The organism is Micromonospora sp. WMMD734 (assembly GCF_049178975.1).
GTDB classification, from domain to species: domain Bacteria; phylum Actinomycetota; class Actinomycetes; order Mycobacteriales; family Micromonosporaceae; genus Micromonospora; species Micromonospora wenchangensis.
Window position 1 is genome coordinate 4101240 of sequence record NZ_JBMHMK010000001.1, and the last position, 18268, is coordinate 4119507.

General features: G+C 72.8%; 16 protein-coding genes. 11 read left to right on the top strand and 5 right to left on the bottom strand.

Going from position 1 to position 18268, the window contains the following annotated elements; all coding sequences use genetic code 11:
• Nucleotides 1-7: 7 nt before the first annotated feature.
• The 7 genes from pelF (at nucleotide 8) to ACN267_RS17400 (ending at nucleotide 8145) form a co-directional block, all read left to right on the top strand.
• Nucleotides 8-1849, top strand: a complete 1842-nt coding sequence (gene pelF, locus ACN267_RS17370) for a GT4 family glycosyltransferase PelF (protein ID WP_421489135.1) — start codon at nucleotides 8-10, stop codon at nucleotides 1847-1849.
• On the top strand, nucleotides 1849-3366 hold the full coding sequence (locus ACN267_RS17375; RefSeq protein ID WP_281899879.1) for a hypothetical protein: 1518 nt from the start codon (nucleotides 1849-1851) through the stop codon (nucleotides 3364-3366). Before pelF ends, ACN267_RS17375 begins: the two co-directional genes overlap by 1 nt.
• 62 nt (nucleotides 3367-3428) lie before the next feature.
• On the top strand, nucleotides 3429-4199 hold the full coding sequence (locus tag ACN267_RS17380; protein WP_421490436.1) for a sugar phosphate nucleotidyltransferase: 771 nt from the start codon (nucleotides 3429-3431) through the stop codon (nucleotides 4197-4199).
• The gene (locus ACN267_RS17385) at nucleotides 4196-5089 is read left to right on the top strand and encodes an NAD-dependent epimerase/dehydratase family protein (protein WP_421489136.1); all 894 of its coding nucleotides are present in this window, start codon (nucleotides 4196-4198) and stop codon (nucleotides 5087-5089) included. The genes ACN267_RS17380 and ACN267_RS17385 overlap by 4 nt, the downstream gene beginning before the upstream one ends.
• 52 nt (nucleotides 5090-5141) lie before the next feature.
• A complete protein-coding gene (locus ACN267_RS17390; RefSeq protein ID WP_281899881.1) occupies nucleotides 5142-6491 on the top strand; it encodes a nucleotide sugar dehydrogenase in 1350 nt (449 codons plus the stop codon).
• Nucleotides 6488-7453, top strand: a complete 966-nt coding sequence (locus tag ACN267_RS17395; protein ID WP_204956834.1) for an NAD-dependent epimerase/dehydratase family protein — start codon at nucleotides 6488-6490, stop codon at nucleotides 7451-7453. Before ACN267_RS17390 ends, ACN267_RS17395 begins: the two co-directional genes overlap by 4 nt.
• Nucleotides 7453-8145, top strand: a complete 693-nt coding sequence (locus ACN267_RS17400) for a hypothetical protein (protein WP_281903186.1) — start codon at nucleotides 7453-7455, stop codon at nucleotides 8143-8145. The genes ACN267_RS17395 and ACN267_RS17400 overlap by 1 nt, the downstream gene beginning before the upstream one ends.
• Nucleotides 8146-8282: 137 nt before the next feature.
• On the opposite strand, the gene ACN267_RS17405 is transcribed toward ACN267_RS17400, so the two are convergent.
• A complete protein-coding gene (locus ACN267_RS17405) occupies nucleotides 8283-8909 on the bottom strand; it encodes a TetR/AcrR family transcriptional regulator (protein WP_307820971.1) in 627 nt (208 codons plus the stop codon).
• A 105-nt stretch (nucleotides 8910-9014) separates the two neighbouring features.
• Here ACN267_RS17405 and ACN267_RS17410 point away from each other — a divergent pair, with 105 nt between their 5' ends.
• Nucleotides 9015-10037, top strand: coding sequence for a hypothetical protein (locus ACN267_RS17410; protein ID WP_421489137.1), 1023 nt, complete (start codon nucleotides 9015-9017; stop codon nucleotides 10035-10037).
• A 40-nt stretch (nucleotides 10038-10077) separates the two neighbouring features.
• Here ACN267_RS17410 and ACN267_RS17415 read toward each other — a convergent pair whose 3' ends face one another.
• On the bottom strand, nucleotides 10078-10674 hold the full coding sequence (locus tag ACN267_RS17415; RefSeq protein ID WP_204956832.1) for a TetR/AcrR family transcriptional regulator: 597 nt from the start codon (nucleotides 10672-10674) through the stop codon (nucleotides 10078-10080).
• 218 nt (nucleotides 10675-10892) lie between these two features.
• On the opposite strand from ACN267_RS17415, the gene ACN267_RS17420 reads away from it, so the two are divergent.
• On the top strand, nucleotides 10893-11912 hold the full coding sequence (locus ACN267_RS17420; RefSeq protein ID WP_204956831.1) for an aldo/keto reductase: 1020 nt from the start codon (nucleotides 10893-10895) through the stop codon (nucleotides 11910-11912).
• Nucleotides 11913-11947: 35 nt separating this feature from the next.
• Here ACN267_RS17420 and ACN267_RS17425 read toward each other — a convergent pair whose 3' ends face one another.
• The 3 genes from ACN267_RS17425 to ACN267_RS17435 all read right to left on the bottom strand — a co-directional run bounded on the left by ACN267_RS17425 (nucleotide 11948) and on the right by ACN267_RS17435 (nucleotide 13596).
• Entirely contained in the window at nucleotides 11948-12388 is a 441-nt protein-coding gene (locus tag ACN267_RS17425; protein ID WP_421489138.1) for a VOC family protein, read from the bottom strand.
• Nucleotides 12389-12416: 28 nt separating this feature from the next.
• Nucleotides 12417-12632 carry a hypothetical protein gene (locus ACN267_RS17430; protein ID WP_421489139.1) on the bottom strand — a complete coding sequence of 72 codons (216 nt, stop codon included), beginning with the start codon at nucleotides 12630-12632 and terminating at the stop codon, nucleotides 12417-12419.
• Between the two features lie 61 nt (nucleotides 12633-12693).
• Nucleotides 12694-13596, bottom strand: coding sequence for an oxidoreductase (locus ACN267_RS17435; RefSeq protein ID WP_204956828.1), 903 nt, complete (start codon nucleotides 13594-13596; stop codon nucleotides 12694-12696).
• A gap of 66 nt (nucleotides 13597-13662) precedes the next feature.
• Between ACN267_RS17435 and ACN267_RS17440 the strand changes: the two genes are divergently transcribed.
• Together ACN267_RS17440 and ACN267_RS17445 are read left to right on the top strand one after the other, a co-directional pair.
• Nucleotides 13663-14247: a TetR/AcrR family transcriptional regulator gene (locus ACN267_RS17440; RefSeq protein WP_421489140.1), complete on the top strand. Its 585-nt coding sequence runs from the start codon at nucleotides 13663-13665 to the stop codon at nucleotides 14245-14247.
• A gap of 244 nt (nucleotides 14248-14491) precedes the next feature.
• Nucleotides 14492-18193 carry a tetratricopeptide repeat protein gene (locus ACN267_RS17445; protein ID WP_421489141.1) on the top strand — a complete coding sequence of 1234 codons (3702 nt, stop codon included), beginning with the start codon at nucleotides 14492-14494 and terminating at the stop codon, nucleotides 18191-18193.
• Nucleotides 18194-18268 lie beyond the last annotated feature (75 nt).

The following is an 18268-nucleotide window of genomic DNA, read 5'->3' on the forward strand; positions in this document are numbered from 1 at the left end:
GAAACCGGTGCGGATCGCGCTGGTCTCGGAGGGCACCTACCCGTACGCGATGGGTGGGGTGAGCATCTGGTGCGAACAGCTCATCCGGGGAATGCCTGACTACCGGTGGGAGGTGGTGGCGCTCACCGTGGACGGCACCGAGGAGCCGGTGTTCGACCGGCCGGCCAACCTCGACCGCGTGCACTCGATCCCGTTGTGGGGCGGCCGGCCGAAAGGCCGCCGCCCCCGGCGGGGGGTGCTGGTCCCCTCCGGGCGGCCCGGCGCCGAGTTCATCGAGTCGTACGAGGTGTTCCTGCGTGCCCTGGTCACCCCGCTGGAATCGACCCGTTCCCAGGCCGGGGCGGTCAACCGCAGCACCTTCCTGCTCGCCCTGCGCGGGATGTTCGAGTACGCCTCCGGCGGCGGTGACCTGAGTGCGGCCCTGCTGTCCAACGAGGCGCTGCGGATGATGCTGGAGGCCTGGCACACCCTGCGGGTCGAGGAGACCGGGCCCGCCCCCACCGTCGCCGACGCGCTGGAGGCGGCCTGGCTCATCGCGCACATGCTGCGGCCGTTGAGCGCGCCCCCGGTCCGCGCCGACATCGTGCACTCGTCGATGAACGGTCTCGCCACCCTCGTCGGGATGGCCGCCACCTGGACGTACGGCACCCCGCTGGTGCTCTCGGAGCACGGCATCTACCTGCGCGAACGCTACATCTCCTACCTGCACGACGACGCCCCGCACCCGGTCCGGGTGCTGGTGCTGAGCTTCTTCCGCTCGCTGGCCGGGGCGGCCTACCTGATCACCGGCGCGCTCGCCCCGCACTCGCAGTACAACCGGCGGTGGCAGCTGCACAACGGCGCCGACCCCGAGCGGATGTGGACGATGTACAACGGCGTCGACCCGGACGAGTTCCCGCCCGCGGCCGGCGAACCGGACGTGCCCACCATCTCGTTCATGGGCCGGATCGACCCACTCAAGGACCTGCACACCCTGATCCGGGCGTTCGCGCTGGTCCGGGCGGAGATCCCGAACGCCCGGCTGCGCATCTTCGGCGGAACCCCGGCCGCCAACAAGGTCTACCACGCCAGTTGCGAGGCGTTGATCGACGAACTCGGGCTGACCGGGCACGCCGTCCTGGAGGGCCGGGTCGGCAGCGCCGTCGAGGCGTACCACGCCGGCAGCCTGGTGGCGCTCACCAGTATCTCCGAGGGCTTCCCCTACACGGTGGTGGAGGCGATGGCGTGCGGCCGGCCGACCGTGTGCACCAACGTCGGCGGGGTCGCCGAGGCGGTCGGTGACACCGGGTTCGTCGTCGCGCCGCGCGACGTCGCCGCGATCGCCGCCGCCTGCGTACGGATGCTCAACGACCGGGAGCTGCGGCTGCGGCTCGGGGCGACCGCCAGGCAGCGGGTGCTGGAGCGGTTCACCCTGCAACGGTCGTTACAGGCGTACCGCGACATCTACGAGGGGCTGGCCGCGCCACGCGGGGCGTCGCCCGCGCCGAAGCACCTGCGCGGTCAGGCCCAGGGCTTCGTCCGGGTCCCGAACCGGCCGACCCGCCCCGGGGTGGCGTCGGTCACCGCCCGCCCCGCTGCCGTGCCCACCGCCCGGCCCGGGCTCACCCCCGCCGCCGCGACGCCGGCTGCCGCCCGACCCGAGCCGACGCCCGCTGCCGTCCGCCCCGAGGTGTCGCCGCTGGCCGGGCGGGTGCCCCGCCAGCGGGGACCCGAGCAGTACTCGGCGGCGGCGTACCGGACCCGCCACGACCCGAACTCGGCCACGCCGGAGCTGCCGCAGCCGGCCGCGCCCGGACCGGACGACGACGAGACGACGATCGCCATCGTGCGTACCCCCGGTGGCCGCTGATGACCGAGGCCACCGACCCGGACGTCACCGATCCGTTGTTCCGCTCCGTCGCCACGATGACCACCGAGCCGGGGTCGTCCGACGGCCCCGAACGCACCATCCTGTTGCCCCGGATCTCCACCGACCCGGTGGACGACCTGGTCGAGCGGGTACGGCCGCAGTTGGCCCGCGCGGTGGACGCGCTCCAGGTCGCCGCCGCCCTGGAGGCCGACGGGCACACCGACCGGGGTGCCCAGGTCGAGTACGGCTACCGCGACGTCTTCGTCCTCGCCGCCGAGGTGTTCCGACGGCTGGGTCCGGCCCCGGCACCCGACCAGCGGCCCGCCGCCGCGCCGGGGGCCGGCCGCGACCGGCGGGGCGACCTGCGGACGATCTCCCACGGCCTGCTGTACGTGCTGCCGAGCGCCGCGTTCCCGGCCGTGCTGTCGGTGGTGGGACGACCGGGCCTGGTGGCCGGGATGATCCTCGCCGGGACCCTCGGCTGGGTCTGGTCGGGTGTGGTCGCCTACGCGGCGTTCCGCCTGCTCGGTCTTGGCCGGGCCCGTTCGGCCAGCCGGGTGCTGCGGATCGCCGCGTTGACCGCCGTGCTGCTCGGCCTGGCCGCCGGCGCCCTGATGCTGCCGTACGGCGGCCTGCCGCTGGCCACGATGATGGTCTGCCAACTCGCCTACCAGCTGGCCAGCACCCTGCTGGTCTTCTACCGGCGGGAGGGGTGGCTGGCCGCCGCGCTGGTCCCGGTCGTCCTGGCCAGCGCGGTCTTCCTGGTCGACGGCGGGATGGTGGCGCGGCGCTGGGCGGTGGGCGCGGCGGCCCTCGGCGTGCTGGCCGCGTTCGCCGCCGGGCTCTGGGCCACCCGGGCCGCCGCCCGGTCGACGGAGCCGGCCCCCCGCGACCCGCTCTGGCCGACGTGGCCCGCCCTGCTCGGCGTCGCCGGGTACGGGCTCTGCTCGGCGACGCTGCTCTTCCACGCCCAGGCGCCCTACCTGCTGGGTCAGTGGGACGTCGCGGCGTCGGCGGTGCCGCTGATCCTGTCCATGGGGTTCGTCGAGTGGCGGACCAGCCGGTTCTGGGCGGGCGGGGTCGCCCTGTCCCGGCGGGCCCGGCTCCCGCACGCCTTCGTCGTCGGGATCTGGCGCACCATCGGCCGGGAGTTCGTGGTGTGCCTCGCGGTGCCGGCGGCACTGGGGGTGCTGCTGCTCGTCGTCCTCGGCCGGGCGGGCGTGCTGTCCACGGCGGGGGTGGTGATGACCGCCGCCCACGTGGCCCTGGCCGGGGCGTACTACCTGGCGTTCCTGCTGGCCGGGCAGGGCCGGTACGGCTGGCTGTGCCTGTCGATGACGGTGGTGATCGTGCTGCACGTCGGCCTCGGCGCGTTGCTCGGCGTCGCCCCGCTGCTCGGGCAGGGCGGCGACCCGGTCACCGACACCTCGCTCCACCTGGGCAGCGTGCTGCTGCTCCAGGCGCTGTTCGCGCTCGGTCTGGTTCCGGTGATCGGGCAGGTTCGGCACTACCGGTAGTTCCACTTGAGACCTATGGGGAGGTCCGGTTGCACGCGGTGATCCTTGCCGGTGGCAAAGGGGTGCGGCTCCGGCCGTACACGACGACGCTGCCGAAGCCCCTGATGCCGATCGGGGACAGCCACTCGATCCTGCAGATCGTGCTCGACCAGCTCGCCTCGCGGGGGTTCACCTCGGTGACCCTGGCGATCAACCATCTCGGCCCGCTGATCCGGGCGTTCGTGGGCGACGGCAACCGGTGGGGGCTGGCCATCGACTACGTCGAGGAGGACCGGCCGCTGTCCACGGTCGGCCCGCTGTTCGGCCTCAAGGACCGGCTGCCCGAGGAGTTCCTGGTGATGAACGGGGACGTCCTCACCGACCTGGACTACGGCGACCTGCTGCGCAGCCACCAGCTCTCCGGGGCGGGGCTGACCCTGGCGACCTCCGAACGGGTGCACCGGATCGACTTCGGCGTGCTCGACGTGGACGCCGGCCGGGTGGTCGGGTTCCGGGAGAAGCCGGCGCTGCGCTACCCGGTCAGCATGGGCGTCTACGGGATGTCGCGGCGGACCCTGGAGCCCTACCCGGCCGGGCTGGCCCTCGGTTTCGACCAGCTCGTGCTGGACCTGCTCGCCAGCGGCGATCCGCCGATGACGTACCCGTTCGACGGGTTCTGGCTCGACATCGGGCGGCCGGAGGACTACGACGAGGCGAACCGGTCGTTCCACCAGCTCAAGCCGATCCTGTTGCCGGCCGGACCGGCACCGGTGGAGGTGCCCGTCGGGGAGCCGGTCGGGGAGCCGGTGGTCGTCGACCTGACGGGCGTGGTGGGCGCCGGGGAGCTGACGTGACCCGGGTGCTGCTGTTCGGGGCGTCCGGGTTCATCGGCGGACACGCCCGCGACGCGCTGGCCGCGGACTCCCGGGTGGCCGAGGTGGTCTGCCCGGGACGGACCACCCACGACCTGCTCGACGGCACGCCTGACGCGTTGGCCGGGCTGCTGCGGGAGGTCGCCCCGGACGTGGTGGTCAACTGCGTGGGCGCCCTCACCGGCTCCGCCGGGCAACTGGTCACGGCGAACACCCTGGTCGCGGCGAAACTGTTGGAGGCGACCGCCGTCGCGGCACCGGGGGCCCGGCTGGTCCGGCTCGGTTCGGCAGGCGAGTACGGGCCGGTGCCGGAGCGGGTCCCGGTCACCGAGGACTCCCCCGCCCGGCCGGTCAGCGCGTACGGCGTCAGCCACCTGGCCGGCACCCGGCTGTTCCAGCTCGCCGGGGAGGCCGGCGAGGTCGACGCGGTCTCGCTGCGGGTGTTCAACCCGATCGGCCCCGGCATGTCGCAGGAGAACCTGCTCGGTCGGGCGGCGGCCCGGCTGCGGGCCGCCCTGGACGACGGGGCCGCCGAGATCACCCTCGGGCCGCTGTCGGCGTACCGGGACTTCGTCGACGTGCGGGACCTGGCCGCGCTGATCGTCGCGGCGGTCCTCGCGCCCGAGCTGCGGCACCGGGTGGTCAACGCCGGCAGCGGCCGGGCCGTGACCGCCCGGGAGGCGGTCGCCCTGCTGGCCGACGCGGCGGGCTACCGGGGCCGGGTCCGCGAGGTCGGGTCCGGGCCGCAGCGTTCGCAGGCGGTCGACTGGATCCAGGCCGACATCGGCCGGGCCGCCGGGCTGGGCTGGTCGCCGGTGCGTGACCTGGCCACCTCGATCAAGGACATCTGGGCCGCCGGCGAGGCGCGGTGAGCCGGCGGACCGCTCCCCCTTCACGACACACCCGCACACGAGAGGACAGCAGATGAGCATGAAGATCGGGGTCGTGGGCCTGGGCTACGTGGGGCTCACCCTCACCGCCGCCCTCGCCGACAAGGGCTTCACGGTGTACGGCGCGGACGTGTCACCGGCGGTGCTGGACGCGCTGTCGCACGGCCGGCCGCACATCTTCGAGCCGGGCATCGAGGACGTCTTCGCCGCCCACCTCGGCACCCGCATCCACGTCGCCGCCGACCTGCCGAAGGACACCGTCGACGTGGCGGTGATCAGCGTGTCGACGCCGGTGGACAACATGACCCACCGGCCCAACCTGGCGAACCTGGCCGCCGCCGCCCGGGTGGTGGCGGCGAGCTGCCGCCCGGACACCCTGGTGGTGGTCCGCAGCACGGTGCCGGTGGGCACCAGCCGTCGGGTGGTGCTGCCGGAGCTCCAGGCCGCCTGGGGTGAGCGGGTGAAGCTGGTGATGGCCCCGGAGCGCACCATCCAGGGGCAGGCGCTGCGGGAACTGGTGGAGCTGCCGCAGGTGATCGGTGGTCTGGACGACGACAGCCTGGTCGCCGCGACCGAGTTCTTCAACGGGCTGGTCCGCACCATCGTCCCGGTCTCCAGCCTGGAGGCCGCCGAGCTGGTGAAGCTGTCCAACAACTGCCACACCGACCTGATCTACGCGTTCGGCAACGAGATCGCGCTGGTCGCCGAGCGGCACGGCCTCGACCCGCTGGAGGTGATCCGGGCGGCCAACGTCGACTATCCGCGCCCCGATCTCGCCAAGCCCGGGTACGTGGGCGGTGGTTGCCTCTCCAAGGACCCGTACATCATGATCGACAGCGCGGGTGACCGCCGGCCGTTCCTCGTCGGCAAGGCCCGCCAGCTCAACGAGTACCTGCCGATCCACGTCGGCGAGACCGTGGTCCGGATGCTGATCGAGGCGCGCGGGCGCAGTCTCGGCGCCCGACTGGCGGTGCTCGGCTGGGCGTACAAGGGCTGGCCGGCGACCGACGACATGCGCGGCACGCCGATCGAGCCGATGATGCGGGTGTTCTCCGCCGCCGGGGTCACCGTGCTCGGCCACGACCCGATGGTCACCGACGACGTGATCCGCCAGTACGGCGGCGAACCGGTCAGTCTGGACAAGGCGTTCACCGAGGCGGACGCCGTCCTGATCATCAACGACCACCCGGACTACCGGGCGCTGCGGGTGCCCGAGGTGCTCGGCGCGACGCCACCGGCGTTCGTCTACGACTCGTGGCGGGTGCTCGACGCGGACGCGGTGCTGGCCGCCGGGGTCCGCTACGCCGGGCTCGGCTACCTGCCGCCCGCCCCCGCCGGGGCGGCCGGCGCGGACGCGGCGGCCACCGCGGCGGTGTCGGCATGAGGGCGCTGCTGCTCGGCGGGGCCGGCTTCATCGGCCTGCACCTGGCCCGCCGGCTCGTCGCCGACGGGCACCGGGTGACGATCGTGGACGACTTCTCCCGGGGCCGCGACGACGCCGACCTCGACCGGCTGCGCGCCGACCCGGCCGTGCAGGTGGTCTCCGGCGATCTGACCAGCCCGGACACCTGGGCGGCGCTGCCCACCGGCTGGGACCAGATCTACCTGCTCGCGGCCGTGGTAGGCGTACGCAACGTGGAGCAGGACCCGGCCCGGGTGATCCGGGTCAACACCCTGTCGGCGCTGCACCTGCTCGACTGGGTGGCCCCGGGCGAGCGGGTCTTCTTCGCCTCCACCAGCGAGGTCTACGCCGGGGGCGTGACCGCCGGGGTGGTGCCGGTGCCGACGGACGAGACCGTGCCGCCGATGATCTCCGACATCGCCGCGCCCCGGTTCGCGTACGCGGCCAGCAAGCTGCTCGGCGAGGCCGCCTTCCTGCACACGGCCCGCGCCAAGGGCTTCGCGACCGTGGTGGGCCGGTTCCACAACGTGTACGGCCCCCGGATGGGCGCCGACCACGTCATCCCGGAGATGTCGCTGCGCGCCCTGCGCGGGGCCGACCCGTTCCCCGTCCCCGGGGCCGACCAGTTCCGGGCGTTCTGCCACGTCGACGACGCGGTCGAGGCGATGGTGCGGCTGATGGCGGCACCGGCCGCCGCCGGGCAGATCGTGCACATCGGCAACGACCGGGAGGAGACCAACATCGGCGACCTGGCCAAGCTGGTCCTGCGGGTGGCCGGGGTGAGCCCGGCCATCGCACCCGGGAACGCGCCGCCGGGATCGGTCGCCCGGCGCTGCCCGGACCTGTCCCGGCTGCGTGAGCTGACCGGCTACGAGCCGGCCGTCAGCCTGGAGGAGGGGGTCCGCAGCACGTTCGCCTGGTACCGGGAACACGGGTGGACGTGATGGACCGCCGCCCGATCTGCTTCTACTACGGCGACGGTCGCCTGCCCGAACTGACCCGCTACGTACGGGTGGTGCTGCAACCGGACTTCTACCGTCCGGCCGAGCTGCGCTACCTCGCGGCGCAGGACGTGCAGACCCTCGGCTACCTGTCGCTGTCGGAGGACCAGGGGCCGCCCGCGCCCTGGCAGCGGCAGGAACGCAACCCGGACTGGGGTGGCGCGTTCGTCCACGTCGACCATCCGCTGTGGGTGTCGCACGTGGTGGGGCAGGCGAAGCAGGCGATCGCGCAGGGGTTCGCCGGGCTGTTCCTGGACACGCTCAACGTCGAGCTGACCTTCCCGGAGGACGTGCCGCACCTGCTCACCCTGGTCGCCGCGATCCGGGAGGAGGCGCAACCGGCGTACCTGCTGGCGAACCGGGGGTTCGGCATGCTGCCCCGGCTGGCCGAAATCGTCGACGGGATCGTCTTCGAGTCGTTCTCGGCCCGGTGGACCGACCAGGGTTATGCACCATGGCCGCCCGACGTGCTGGAGTTCCACGCCCAGATCGCCGAGCAGCTGCTCCAGCTGGAGCTGGACCTTTACAGCCTCGACTACGCCGACAGTCAGGGCCTGACCGATTTCGCCGAACGCCGGGCCCGGCAGTTCGGGCTCCAGTCCTCGGTCAGTGACCGCGCCCTGTCGCGTACCTGACCACCTCGCCCGGGGCGGGACCGATGCGGTCCCGCCCCGCGGTACCCCCGCCCCCGTCGGGCCGGATCCGGACCGCGCGTCGGCACCACGCGCGACCGGCGTCCGCCCGGCGGGGGCGGGGCCCACCGTGGTCGTGGTCAGGGCACGGCCGCGTCGAGCGCCGGGGCCAGTGGTCGCAGCACGGCCCGGACGAGGTCCGGCAGCGGCTCGGGCGGCACCACGAAACCGGCCATCGTCGGCACCTCGGTCGTGCCGTGCAGCCACTGCCGCAGCGCCACCCGGGTCGCCGCGCCGACCGCGGCGGCGAGCGCCTGGGCGACCAGCGGTCCGATCCCGGGACAGCGGGTGGCGACCGCCCCGGCCAGGGGTTCCTCGAACGTGGTGACGGCCTCGACGTAGCAGGCCCGCAGCGCGGGGCTGGCGGCGATCATCAGCAACGCGGCGGGCGGCCGGTCGCCGGGGTCGGCGTACAGGCCCACGACGGCATCGACGACCGCGTCGGCGAGGCCGGTCTCCGGCGGCCGGGCGAGCACCGCTGCCGCAACGCCTGCCGCGCGGTCGGCGGCGACCCCGGCGACGATCGCCTGCTCCCGGCTCGGGAAGTAGTTGTTGTAGGTCCGGGGCGACACGCCCGCCGCCTGGGCGATCTCCTCGACGCGGACGTTGTCCGGCCCCCGTTCCAGCGCGAGGCGCAGCGCCGCCGTCTGGAGGGCCTCCCGGGTGGCCCGCTTCTTGCGTTCCCGCAGCGTCGATGGATCGGTCACGGTGCCACTGTCCCACCTTCGGTACGCGCACGCAAAATTGCGTGCGCGCAAAATTATGCTACGGTCCCTCCGAACCGCGGGAGCACCACGACCGAAGGGACCGACATGCGCGCCAAGGGCATGGCCTACGACACCGGATTCGTCACCGACGGCGTCAGCTCGGTGCCGCAGTGGGACCCCGAGATGGTCCGGCGGGAGCTGGCCATCATCCGGGACGACCTGCACTGCACCGCCGTCCACCTGGTCGGCGGCGATCCCGGGCGGCTGGAGTCCGCCGCCCGGATCGCCGCCGGGCTCGGCCTGGAGGTGTGGTTCTCGCCGTACCCCCTGGAGTTGGAACCCGACCTGATCCGCGCCCTGTTCCTCGACTGCGCCGAGCGGGCCGAGCGGCTCCGCGCGGCCGGGGCCGAGATCGTCTTCGTCACCGGTGCCGAGCTGAGCATCATGAACCGTGGATTCATCGAGGGTGAGCGCCTCGCGGACCGCCTCACCCACCTGTTCACCGATCCGGACGGCCGGGCCGAGCGCATCGCCGGGGTCCGTACCCGCCTCGACGGCTTCCTGCGCGCCACCGTGGCGGCGGTCCGCGAACGTTTCCACGGCAGGGTCACCTACGCCGCGATCCCGTTCGAGGGCGTCGACTGGGACCTGTTCGACGTGGTGACCGTCGAACTGATCCGCTCCGCCGAGATCGCCGACCAGTTCCGCGACGGCGTACGCCGGCTCGTCGACCAGCCCAAGCCGGTCGCCGTCACCGGCTTCGGCACCGCCACCTGGCGCGGCGCGGGCGACGTCGCGCCGCGCAGCATGGAGATCATCGAGTACGACCCGAGCGGCAGACCCCACCGGCTGAACGGGGTGTACGAGCGCGACGAACACGGCCAGGCCGCGTATCTCAGCGAACTGCTCGACATCTTCGACAGCGAGGGCGTCGACAGCGCCTTCGTCCACCTCTTCGCGCTGCCCAGCCTTCCGCACCGACCGGACGGCGACCCGCGCGACGACCTGGACCTCGCCAGCCCCGGCATCGTCAGGGTGCTCGACGGTCGTACCGGTGACACGTACCCCGGTCTGCCCTGGGAACCGAAGGCCGCGTTCGCCGCGGTCGCCGCGCACTACGCGCGCTGAGCCGCGGCGCGGACGACCCCGACTCCGGGGACGTCGCCCCTCAGCGCAGCCGCAGCCCCGCGACGAGGAGGCCGACCATCCGGCGGGCGTCGTAGTAGGGGGCACGACCGGCACAGAGGTTGCCGACGGCGAACAGCAGTTCCCGGGGGTCGGTGCCGGGGCGGATCTCGCCGGCCGCGGCGGCGGCGTCGAGCAGGCTGGCACAGGCCGGGACGAGGTGGTCGAGGAAGTACCCGTGCAGCGTCTCGAAGGCGGCGGTGTCGGAGTTCATCGCCCCGGCGAGGCCGTGCTTGGTGACCAGGAAGTCGACGAACTGGTCGATCCAGGCGGTCAGGGCGGCGTGTGGCGTGCCGCCCTCGGCGAGCAGGGCCGGCGCGGCCTCGGCGCAGGCCCGCACCTGGTGCCGGTAGACCCCGACGATCAGGTCGGCCCGGGTCGGGAAGTGGCGGTAGATGGTGCCGACGCCGACGCCGGCCCGCGCGGCGATGTCGCGTACCGGCACGTCGACCCCGGCGGCGAGGAATGCCTCGGCGGCGGCCTCCAGCAGGGCCGCCTCGTTGCGTCGGGCGTCGGCCCGCTTCCGGGGCGCGTCGGTGCGCCCGGGTGGGGTGGGCGGCACCGGTTCACCGTCGACCATCGCGCCGTCACCTCCGGACACCCTTGGCAAACGGAACAGTGTTCCGTATAGTTCAGAGCGGAACACGGTTCCGCTTGAACCATGATGCCAGAGCCGGACGGCCGGCCACCAGCCGCGCCCCGTCCCCTCCCCCACCAGCCCACGGTGCGTCCGCACGCGCCGTGGTTCCCGGCGGCACCGACCGGCCGCCACCCCGTCACCCCGTGGAGGAAACCCTCATGCAGTACCGCACCCTCGGCCGCACCGGCGTCCAGGTCAGCAGCCTCGTGCTCGGCGCGATGAACTTCGGCGTCATCGGCCGCACCGGCCAGGCCGAGGCCACCGCGATCATCGACGCCGCCCTGGAAGGCGGGATCAACCTGATCGACACCGCCGACCGCTACAGCCAGGGCGAGTCGGAGGAACTGGTCGGCCGGGCCATCGCCGGCCGCCGCGACGACATCGTGCTGGCCACCAAGGCGGCCATGCCGATGGGCGACGAACGCAACCACCGGGGCACCTCCCGCCGCTGGCTGCACACCGCGCTCGACGGCAGCCTGCGCCGGCTCGGCGTCGACCACATCGACCTCTACCAGGTCCACCGCTGGGACCCGACGACCAGCGACGAGGAGACGCTGTCCGCCCTCACCGACCTCCAGCGGGCCGGCAAGATCCGCTACTTCGGCTGCTCGACGTTCCCCGCGTACCGCCTCGTGCAGGCCGAGTGGGCCGCCCGGGAACACCACCTGGGCCGGTACGTCACCGAGCAGCCCAGCTACTCGATCCTGCAACGCGGCATCGAGGCCCACGTCCTGCCCGTCACCGCGCAGTACGGCCTGGGCGTGCTCGCCTGGAGCCCGCTCGCCTCCGGGTGGCTGTCGGGCGCGGTCCGGGCGGGCCGGGAGATCACCACCCACCGCGCCGACGTCCTGCCCGAGCGCTTCGACCTCACCATCGCCGCCAACCGGGCCCGGCTCGACGCCGTCGAGCAGCTGGCCAAGGTCGCCGACGCCGCCGGGCTCACCCTGATCCAGCTCGCGCTCGGCTTCGTCACCGCACACCCCGCCGTGACCAGCGCGATCATCGGTCCCCGGACGCTGGAGCACCTGCACAGCCAACTCGCCGCCGCCGACACCGTGCTCACCCCCGACGTGCTCGACGCCATCGACGCCATCGTCGCCCCCGGCGTCGACCTCGCCCCCGGCGAGAAGCACGACACCCCGCCGGCCCTGCTCGACCCGGCGCTACGCCGCCGCTGAGCGCCGGCGCAGCGCACCTGTCGACCGGCCCGGGGTCAGCTCACGCAGAACACGTTGCCCTCCGGGTCGTGCATGGTGACGTAGTAGTAGAGGTCCGCCGGGTCGTCGCCCCGGGTGCGGCGCTGCACGGTCGCGCCCGACGCGACCAGTTCGGCCACCTTCGCCTCGACGATCTCGATCCGCTGCGCCAGGGGAATGGCGTCGTCCCGACCGGTGGGGTAGATGTCCAGGTGGAGCCGGTTCTTCCCGGCCTGTTCCTGCGGCACCCGCTGGAACCACAGCGGCGGACGCAGCCCGGCCGGGTCGAACAGCCGGTCCTCGAACGCCGCCGCCCCGCCCAACCGGCCACGGAAGTGCGCGTTCCAGGTGGTCGACGGCTCGGCCGGCGGCGTCGGCCGGTAACCCAACGCCCGGGCCCAGAACCGGGCCAGCCGGGCCGGGTCGTTCGCGTCGACAGTCAGTTGCCAGAACACCATGGCCCCACCCTAACCACGCGCCGCGCGGTCACCGGGTCGACGCCACCGCCCCCGGTCGGCCGGCCCGCCCCGAACGCTTGAGCAGCACCGCGCCACCCGCGACGAAGCCGACGCCGAGGACGACCCCGACCACGTTGCCCTGGGTCAACGAGGCCAGCGCGCCCAGCACACCCACCACGACCAGCAGCACACCGAGAATCCGCATGAGCAGACCACCGAAGGTCTTCATCTGTCCGTTCGCCATACCGGCCCTGTTCCCCGGTTCCATCCTCCACAAACGACGGACGGTGACCGGCCCGGGTCGCCTACCGGCTGAGCTGGGCGGCCAACGGGAAGGTGACACCGGTCAGCTCCTCGGAGACCGTCCACAGCCGACGGGCGGCGGCACCGTCGCGGGCGGCCTTCGAGCGGCCGACGAGCTTGGGCGCGCCTCGCCCTTCGAACAGGCCGTCCGGCCCGGCGTAGCTGCCCCCCGGGATGTCGGCCACGGCCGCGAAGAGGGTGGGCGACGCGCCGTCGGCGTCGCTCTGCGCGAAGCGGTCGACCATGGCCGTCTGGAGCCGGTTCCACCAGGTACGGTCGTTGTCGAGGTGCCCGAGCAGGTTGGTGGCGGCCAGGCCGGGATGGGCGGCGGTCGCCAGCACCGGTGAGCCGGCCTCGGTGAGGCGGCGGTGCAGTTCGGCGGTGAACAGCAGGTTCGCCAGCTTCGACTGGGCGTACGCGGGGAACGCCCGGTAGGGCCTGCGCACCCAGTTGAGGTCGGCGAAGTCGATCTTTCCGCCCCGGTGCGCGGACGAGGCGACGGTGACCACCCGCCCCCGGATCTGCGGCAGCAGCAGGTTGGTGAGCGCGAAGTGCCCGAGGTGGTTGGTGCCGAACTGGAGCTCGAACCCGTCGGCGGTCCGGGTCGGCGGCGGGATCATCACGCCGGCGTTGTTGATCAGCAGGTCGATCGGCCCGGTCCAGCCCTCGGCGAAGGCACGGACGGAGGCCAGGTCGGCCAGGTCGAGCCGGCGCACCTCGACGTCACCGGTCATGCCCGCAGCGGCGGCGGCACCCTTGGCGGGGTCGCGGACGGCGAGCACGACCCGGGCGCCCCGGGCGGCGAGCGCCGTCGCGGCGACCCGGCCGATGCCGCTGTTCGCGCCGGTCACGATGACGGTGCGGCCGGTCTGGGCGGGGATCTGGGCGGTCGTGAATGTTGTCATGGGAAACAATGTATCCGGCGACAACAATGTTGGCAACAGCGACTTTAATCCGGCTACGATGACGCCGTGCCCACGTACCACCACGGAAACCTGCGGTCGACGCTGCTCGCCGCCGCCGAGCGCAGCCTGCGCCAGCACGGCGCGGGCCAGCTCTCGCTGCGCGAACTGGCCCGGGAGGCGGGCGTCAGCCACGCCGCGCCGCGCCGGCACTTCGCCGACCGGCAGGCACTGCTGGACGCTCTCGCCGAGGCCGGATTCGCCAGGCTGCACACCGAACTGCGCGCCGCGCTCACCGACGCCGGGACGGACTTCGGGGCACGCCTGCACGCCGTCGCCACCGCCTACCTGCGGTTCGCCACCGAGGACGCCGCCCTGCTGGAGCTGATGTTCACCGGCAAGCACCGCGAGGGGGCCGAACACCTCGTCGCCGCAGCCGCCGGACCATTCGGGCTCCTGCACGACCTGATCGTCGAGGGACAGGCCCAGGGGATGCTCGAACCCGGCCCCCCGGACCGCGCCGGCACCGTGCTGTTCGCCACCTTGCAGGGCATCGCCACGCTGGTCAACGGCAACCTGGTCGCAGCCGAACTGCTCGACGGGATCACCCGAACCGCCGTCGACCAGTTCCTCCGGGGAGCCCGCCCCCGGTGACCGCCCCGGCACCGCCACTCCCCCACCGAGCTCCACAGGGGACAGCTTCACGCCGCCGATGACTGTCGGCTTCTCGACTTTCGTTGTGCCCGCTCCCCCGCTGGGTAATGTGGCGATCAATCCCCTCCCTGACGCCGGTCGACGCGTCGACGGCACGTCCCTTCCGACTCGTCGCCTTCGAGACGGGGCCTGCCACCGGGAACACCCGGCGCAGCGGAGTGGGCGTCGGCACGGGGAGGGTCGCGTGACAACTGGTCTGGTGCTCGACGACACCGGTTTCGAGATCCTGGTCGACGGCGAACGGATCGGACCGCGCCGACCACTCGGCCCCGAGGATGCCACCCTGGTGGGCGACCTGGGCACCCGTTACGCGCAGGCGGTCCAGGCCGACGCCGGTGACGACGTGCTGACCGGGTTGGGCCGGTCGCTGTACGCCTGGTTGGACGGCGAGCTGGGGCAGCTGACCGACCTGCTGCACCGGGCAGCGACCCCGCTGACCTTCGAGGTGCAGGGGCCGCGCACCCCGTCCGAGCGGCAGTGGGCGGTGCTGCGGGCACCGTTCGAGCTGCTGGCCCGCCCCGACGGCGGGTTCCTCGCGGCGGACGCCCTGCTGCGCTTCGGTGTCGTCCGACGGCTGGGGCCGCCCGGGGTACAGCCCGCCCTCGACCCGTACCGGCTGGGGTTGGGGTTCATGGCGGCGGCACCGCGCGGGCAGCGCGAACTCGACTTCGAGGCCGAGGAGGCGGCGATCCTGCGTGCGGTCGGCGAGGCCCGGCTCGACCTGATGGTCGAGGACACCGGCGACCCGACGCAGCTGGCGCACCGGCTGGCCGACCTGGGCGGCCTGCCCGTGCTGCACCTGTCCTGCCACGGGCAGAACAACTGGCGGGAGCAGCCCGACCGGAGGGCCGAGCCGGTGCTGATGCTGGAGGACGAGCTGGGCGACGAGCGCCCCACCACCGCCACCGACCTGGTCGGGCTGCTCACCACGATGCCCCGGCTGGTCTTCGTCTCCGCCTGCCTCACCGCGACCGCCGCCGACGCCACCGGCCAACTTCCGCCCGGACCGGGCCGGCGTGCAGGCACCGGTACGCCGACCGCCGGGGCCGAGCTGCTCGCCCACTCACTGGCCACCGCGCTGGTGTCGGCCGGCGTGCCGGCGGTGCTCGGCTGGGACGGCTCGGTCGGCGACCGGTCGGCCACCGTGTTCGCCGAGCGGCTGTACGGGCGGCTGGGCGACCGGGCCGACCTCGCGGTGGCCGTCGCCGACGCCCGTCGGGCGTTGCTGGAGTCGACGACACCGCTGCTGCGGGCCGACTGGCACCTGGCCCGGCTGTGGCTGGGGCCGGCCGGAGGCGGGCCGCTGGTGGCGGGCACCCGGCGACGGTCGCTGGTGTCCGCCGTACGCGGCACCAAGAAGTTCCTCGACCGCAAGCAGCACGTGCCGGTGGCCACGGCGGACATGTTCGTCGGTCGCCGGCCGGAGTTGCAGCAGTCGTTGCGGGCGCTGCGGTCCGGCGACCGGGCCGGCGTGCTGCTGCACGGGCAGGGCCGGCTGGGTAAGTCCAGCCTGGCCGCCCGGATCGTCGACCGCTTCCCGGACCGGGCCGTCGGGGTGGTCTTCGGCGACTACGGCGCGCTGGCGGTGCTGGACGCGGTCGCCGACGCGGTACGGGCCAACCAACAGGCGCGGGAGCTGATCGCCAGGCGGCTGCCGGAGGTGCGCAGCCGGCCCGACGCGCTGGAGGCGGTGCTCATCGACCTGCTGACCGGCCCGTGCGCCCAGACCGGCGAGGGACAGCGCCCACTGCTGCTGATCATCGACGACCTGGAACAGATCCTCCGTCCCGACCCGGCGGGACGGCACCGGGTGACGGCCGAAGCCGCGCCGGTGCTGGCGGCGGTGCTGCGGGCGTTCGACCCCGCCGAGACCGACAGCCGTCTGGTGCTCACCAGCCGCTTCCTGTTCACCCTCGACGGGCTGGAAAGCCGGCTCACCCCGGTGCAGTTGCGCCCGCTGTCCGGGGTGGCCCAGGGCAAGCTGCACCGACGCCAGCAGGCACTCGTACCACCGGACCGGCAGGCCGAACGGGCCAGGCTGGCCCGACGGGCACTGTGGGTGAGCCGGGGCAACCCCGGCCTTCAGGACCTGATCGTGCTGCGGCTGGTCTACAGCGAGCAGGTGCCGACGGAACGGTCCGAGGCGGCGGTGGCCGGCATGGAGGCGTACCTGCGCCAGGGTGACCTGCCCCCGGACGCCGAGGTGCGGACGTTCCTGGAGAACCTCGCCCTGGACGAGCTGCTGGCGCAGGCCGGCCCGCCGCACGTCGCCCTGCTGCGGGCGGTCACCCTCTTCGACCTGCCGGTGCCCGTGCTGGTGGTCGACGCGCTGGCCGGCGAAGTCGGCGGGTCGACGGAGCGGCTGCGCGGGCTCGGCCTGCTGGACACCTTCCCCGACCGGTACGACCCACAACGGCCGGCGGTCGCCGTCAACGCGCTCGCCGCCGGCCGGCTCGCCCCGCTCACCGACGAGGAACACACCACGCTGGCCGCGCTGGCGGTCGAACCGCTCTTCACCGCCTGGGGCGGCACCGCATCCCGACGGCGAGACTCGGCCCTGGACCTACAACTGACCCGCCTGGCCCTGACCGCCGATACGTCGGCTGCCGTCGTCGCGGCCTGCGGAGCCGGGGCGGTACGGGAGCTGCGCGCCGGCCATGCCGGAGATGCCTTCCGGCTCGGTGATGAGGCGATCGCCCTCCTCGACCGGCATCGCACCGTGGTGCCGACCCACCTGCTACGTGCGGTCGCCGACGCTGCGATGACCAGCGGTGACGGCGACACCGCAGAGGAGATGTTCGACCGTGCGGTACGGCAGGCGCAGAGCACCGAAGCGTCGGAAGTGGATCGACTCGAACAGGCACGGGCTATCGGTGAGCAGGCCACTTTTCTGATAACCCGCGGTCAACCCGACCGGGCCGAACAACTACTGCGACACGCCCAACGCCTCTTTACCGAGGGGGGATCAGAGCGGGAAGCCGCGACCTGCCACGGCAACATTGCGGAAATTCTGTTCTATCGCGGCAACTACGACGAAGCACTCCGCATCCGACGCGACATCGAACTACCCGTCTACCAACGCCTCGGCGACACCCGTGAAACCGCCATCACCCACGGCCAGATCGCCGACATACTCCACGAACGCGGCAGCTACGACGAAGCACTCCGCATCCGACGCGACATCGAACTACCCGTCTACCAACGCCTCGGCGACACCCGTGAAACCGCCATCACCCACGGAAAAATCGCCGACATCCACTACCAACGCGGCAACTACGACGAAGCACTCCGCATCCGACGCGACATCGAACTACCCGTCTACCAACGACTCGGCGACACCCGCGCCACCGCCATCACCCACGGCCAGATCGCCGACATCCACTACCAACGCGGCAACTACGACGAAGCACTCCGCATCCGCCGCGACATCGAACTACCCGTCTACCAACGACTCGGCGACACCCGCGCCACCGCCATCACCCACGGCCGAATCGCCGACATCCACTACCAACGCGGCAACCATGACAAAGCGAGAGAGCTGCACCAAAATCGACTTCAAGTACACGAGCAGCACGGCGATCTCGCTGGTATCGCGTCGACGAAATGGGGCCTGGCACAAATCGATCTGGCCCAGCAGAACTACCAGTCGGCCACCGAGCACCTAGACAATTGCCTACTAATACTGCGCCAGCTTCAACGTGCCGACGGGATCGCGATCGTAGGTTTTACATTCGGGCAGCTAATGGCATCCGCAGGCCAGATCGACCAGGCCCGCCATTTTTGGGCAATCAGCCTCGCCGCTGCGGAAAAAATAGGCGCGACTGCCATAATCGAGCAGATCGGGGAATTACTGAATGACTTACCCGACGAAAGCGACGAGCGGTAGCCGCGCGTTACGCGTCAATCGAGCGCCCCTCCGCCGACGAGCCTGGGCAGAGGGGCGAGATCGTCCGAGTGGCTC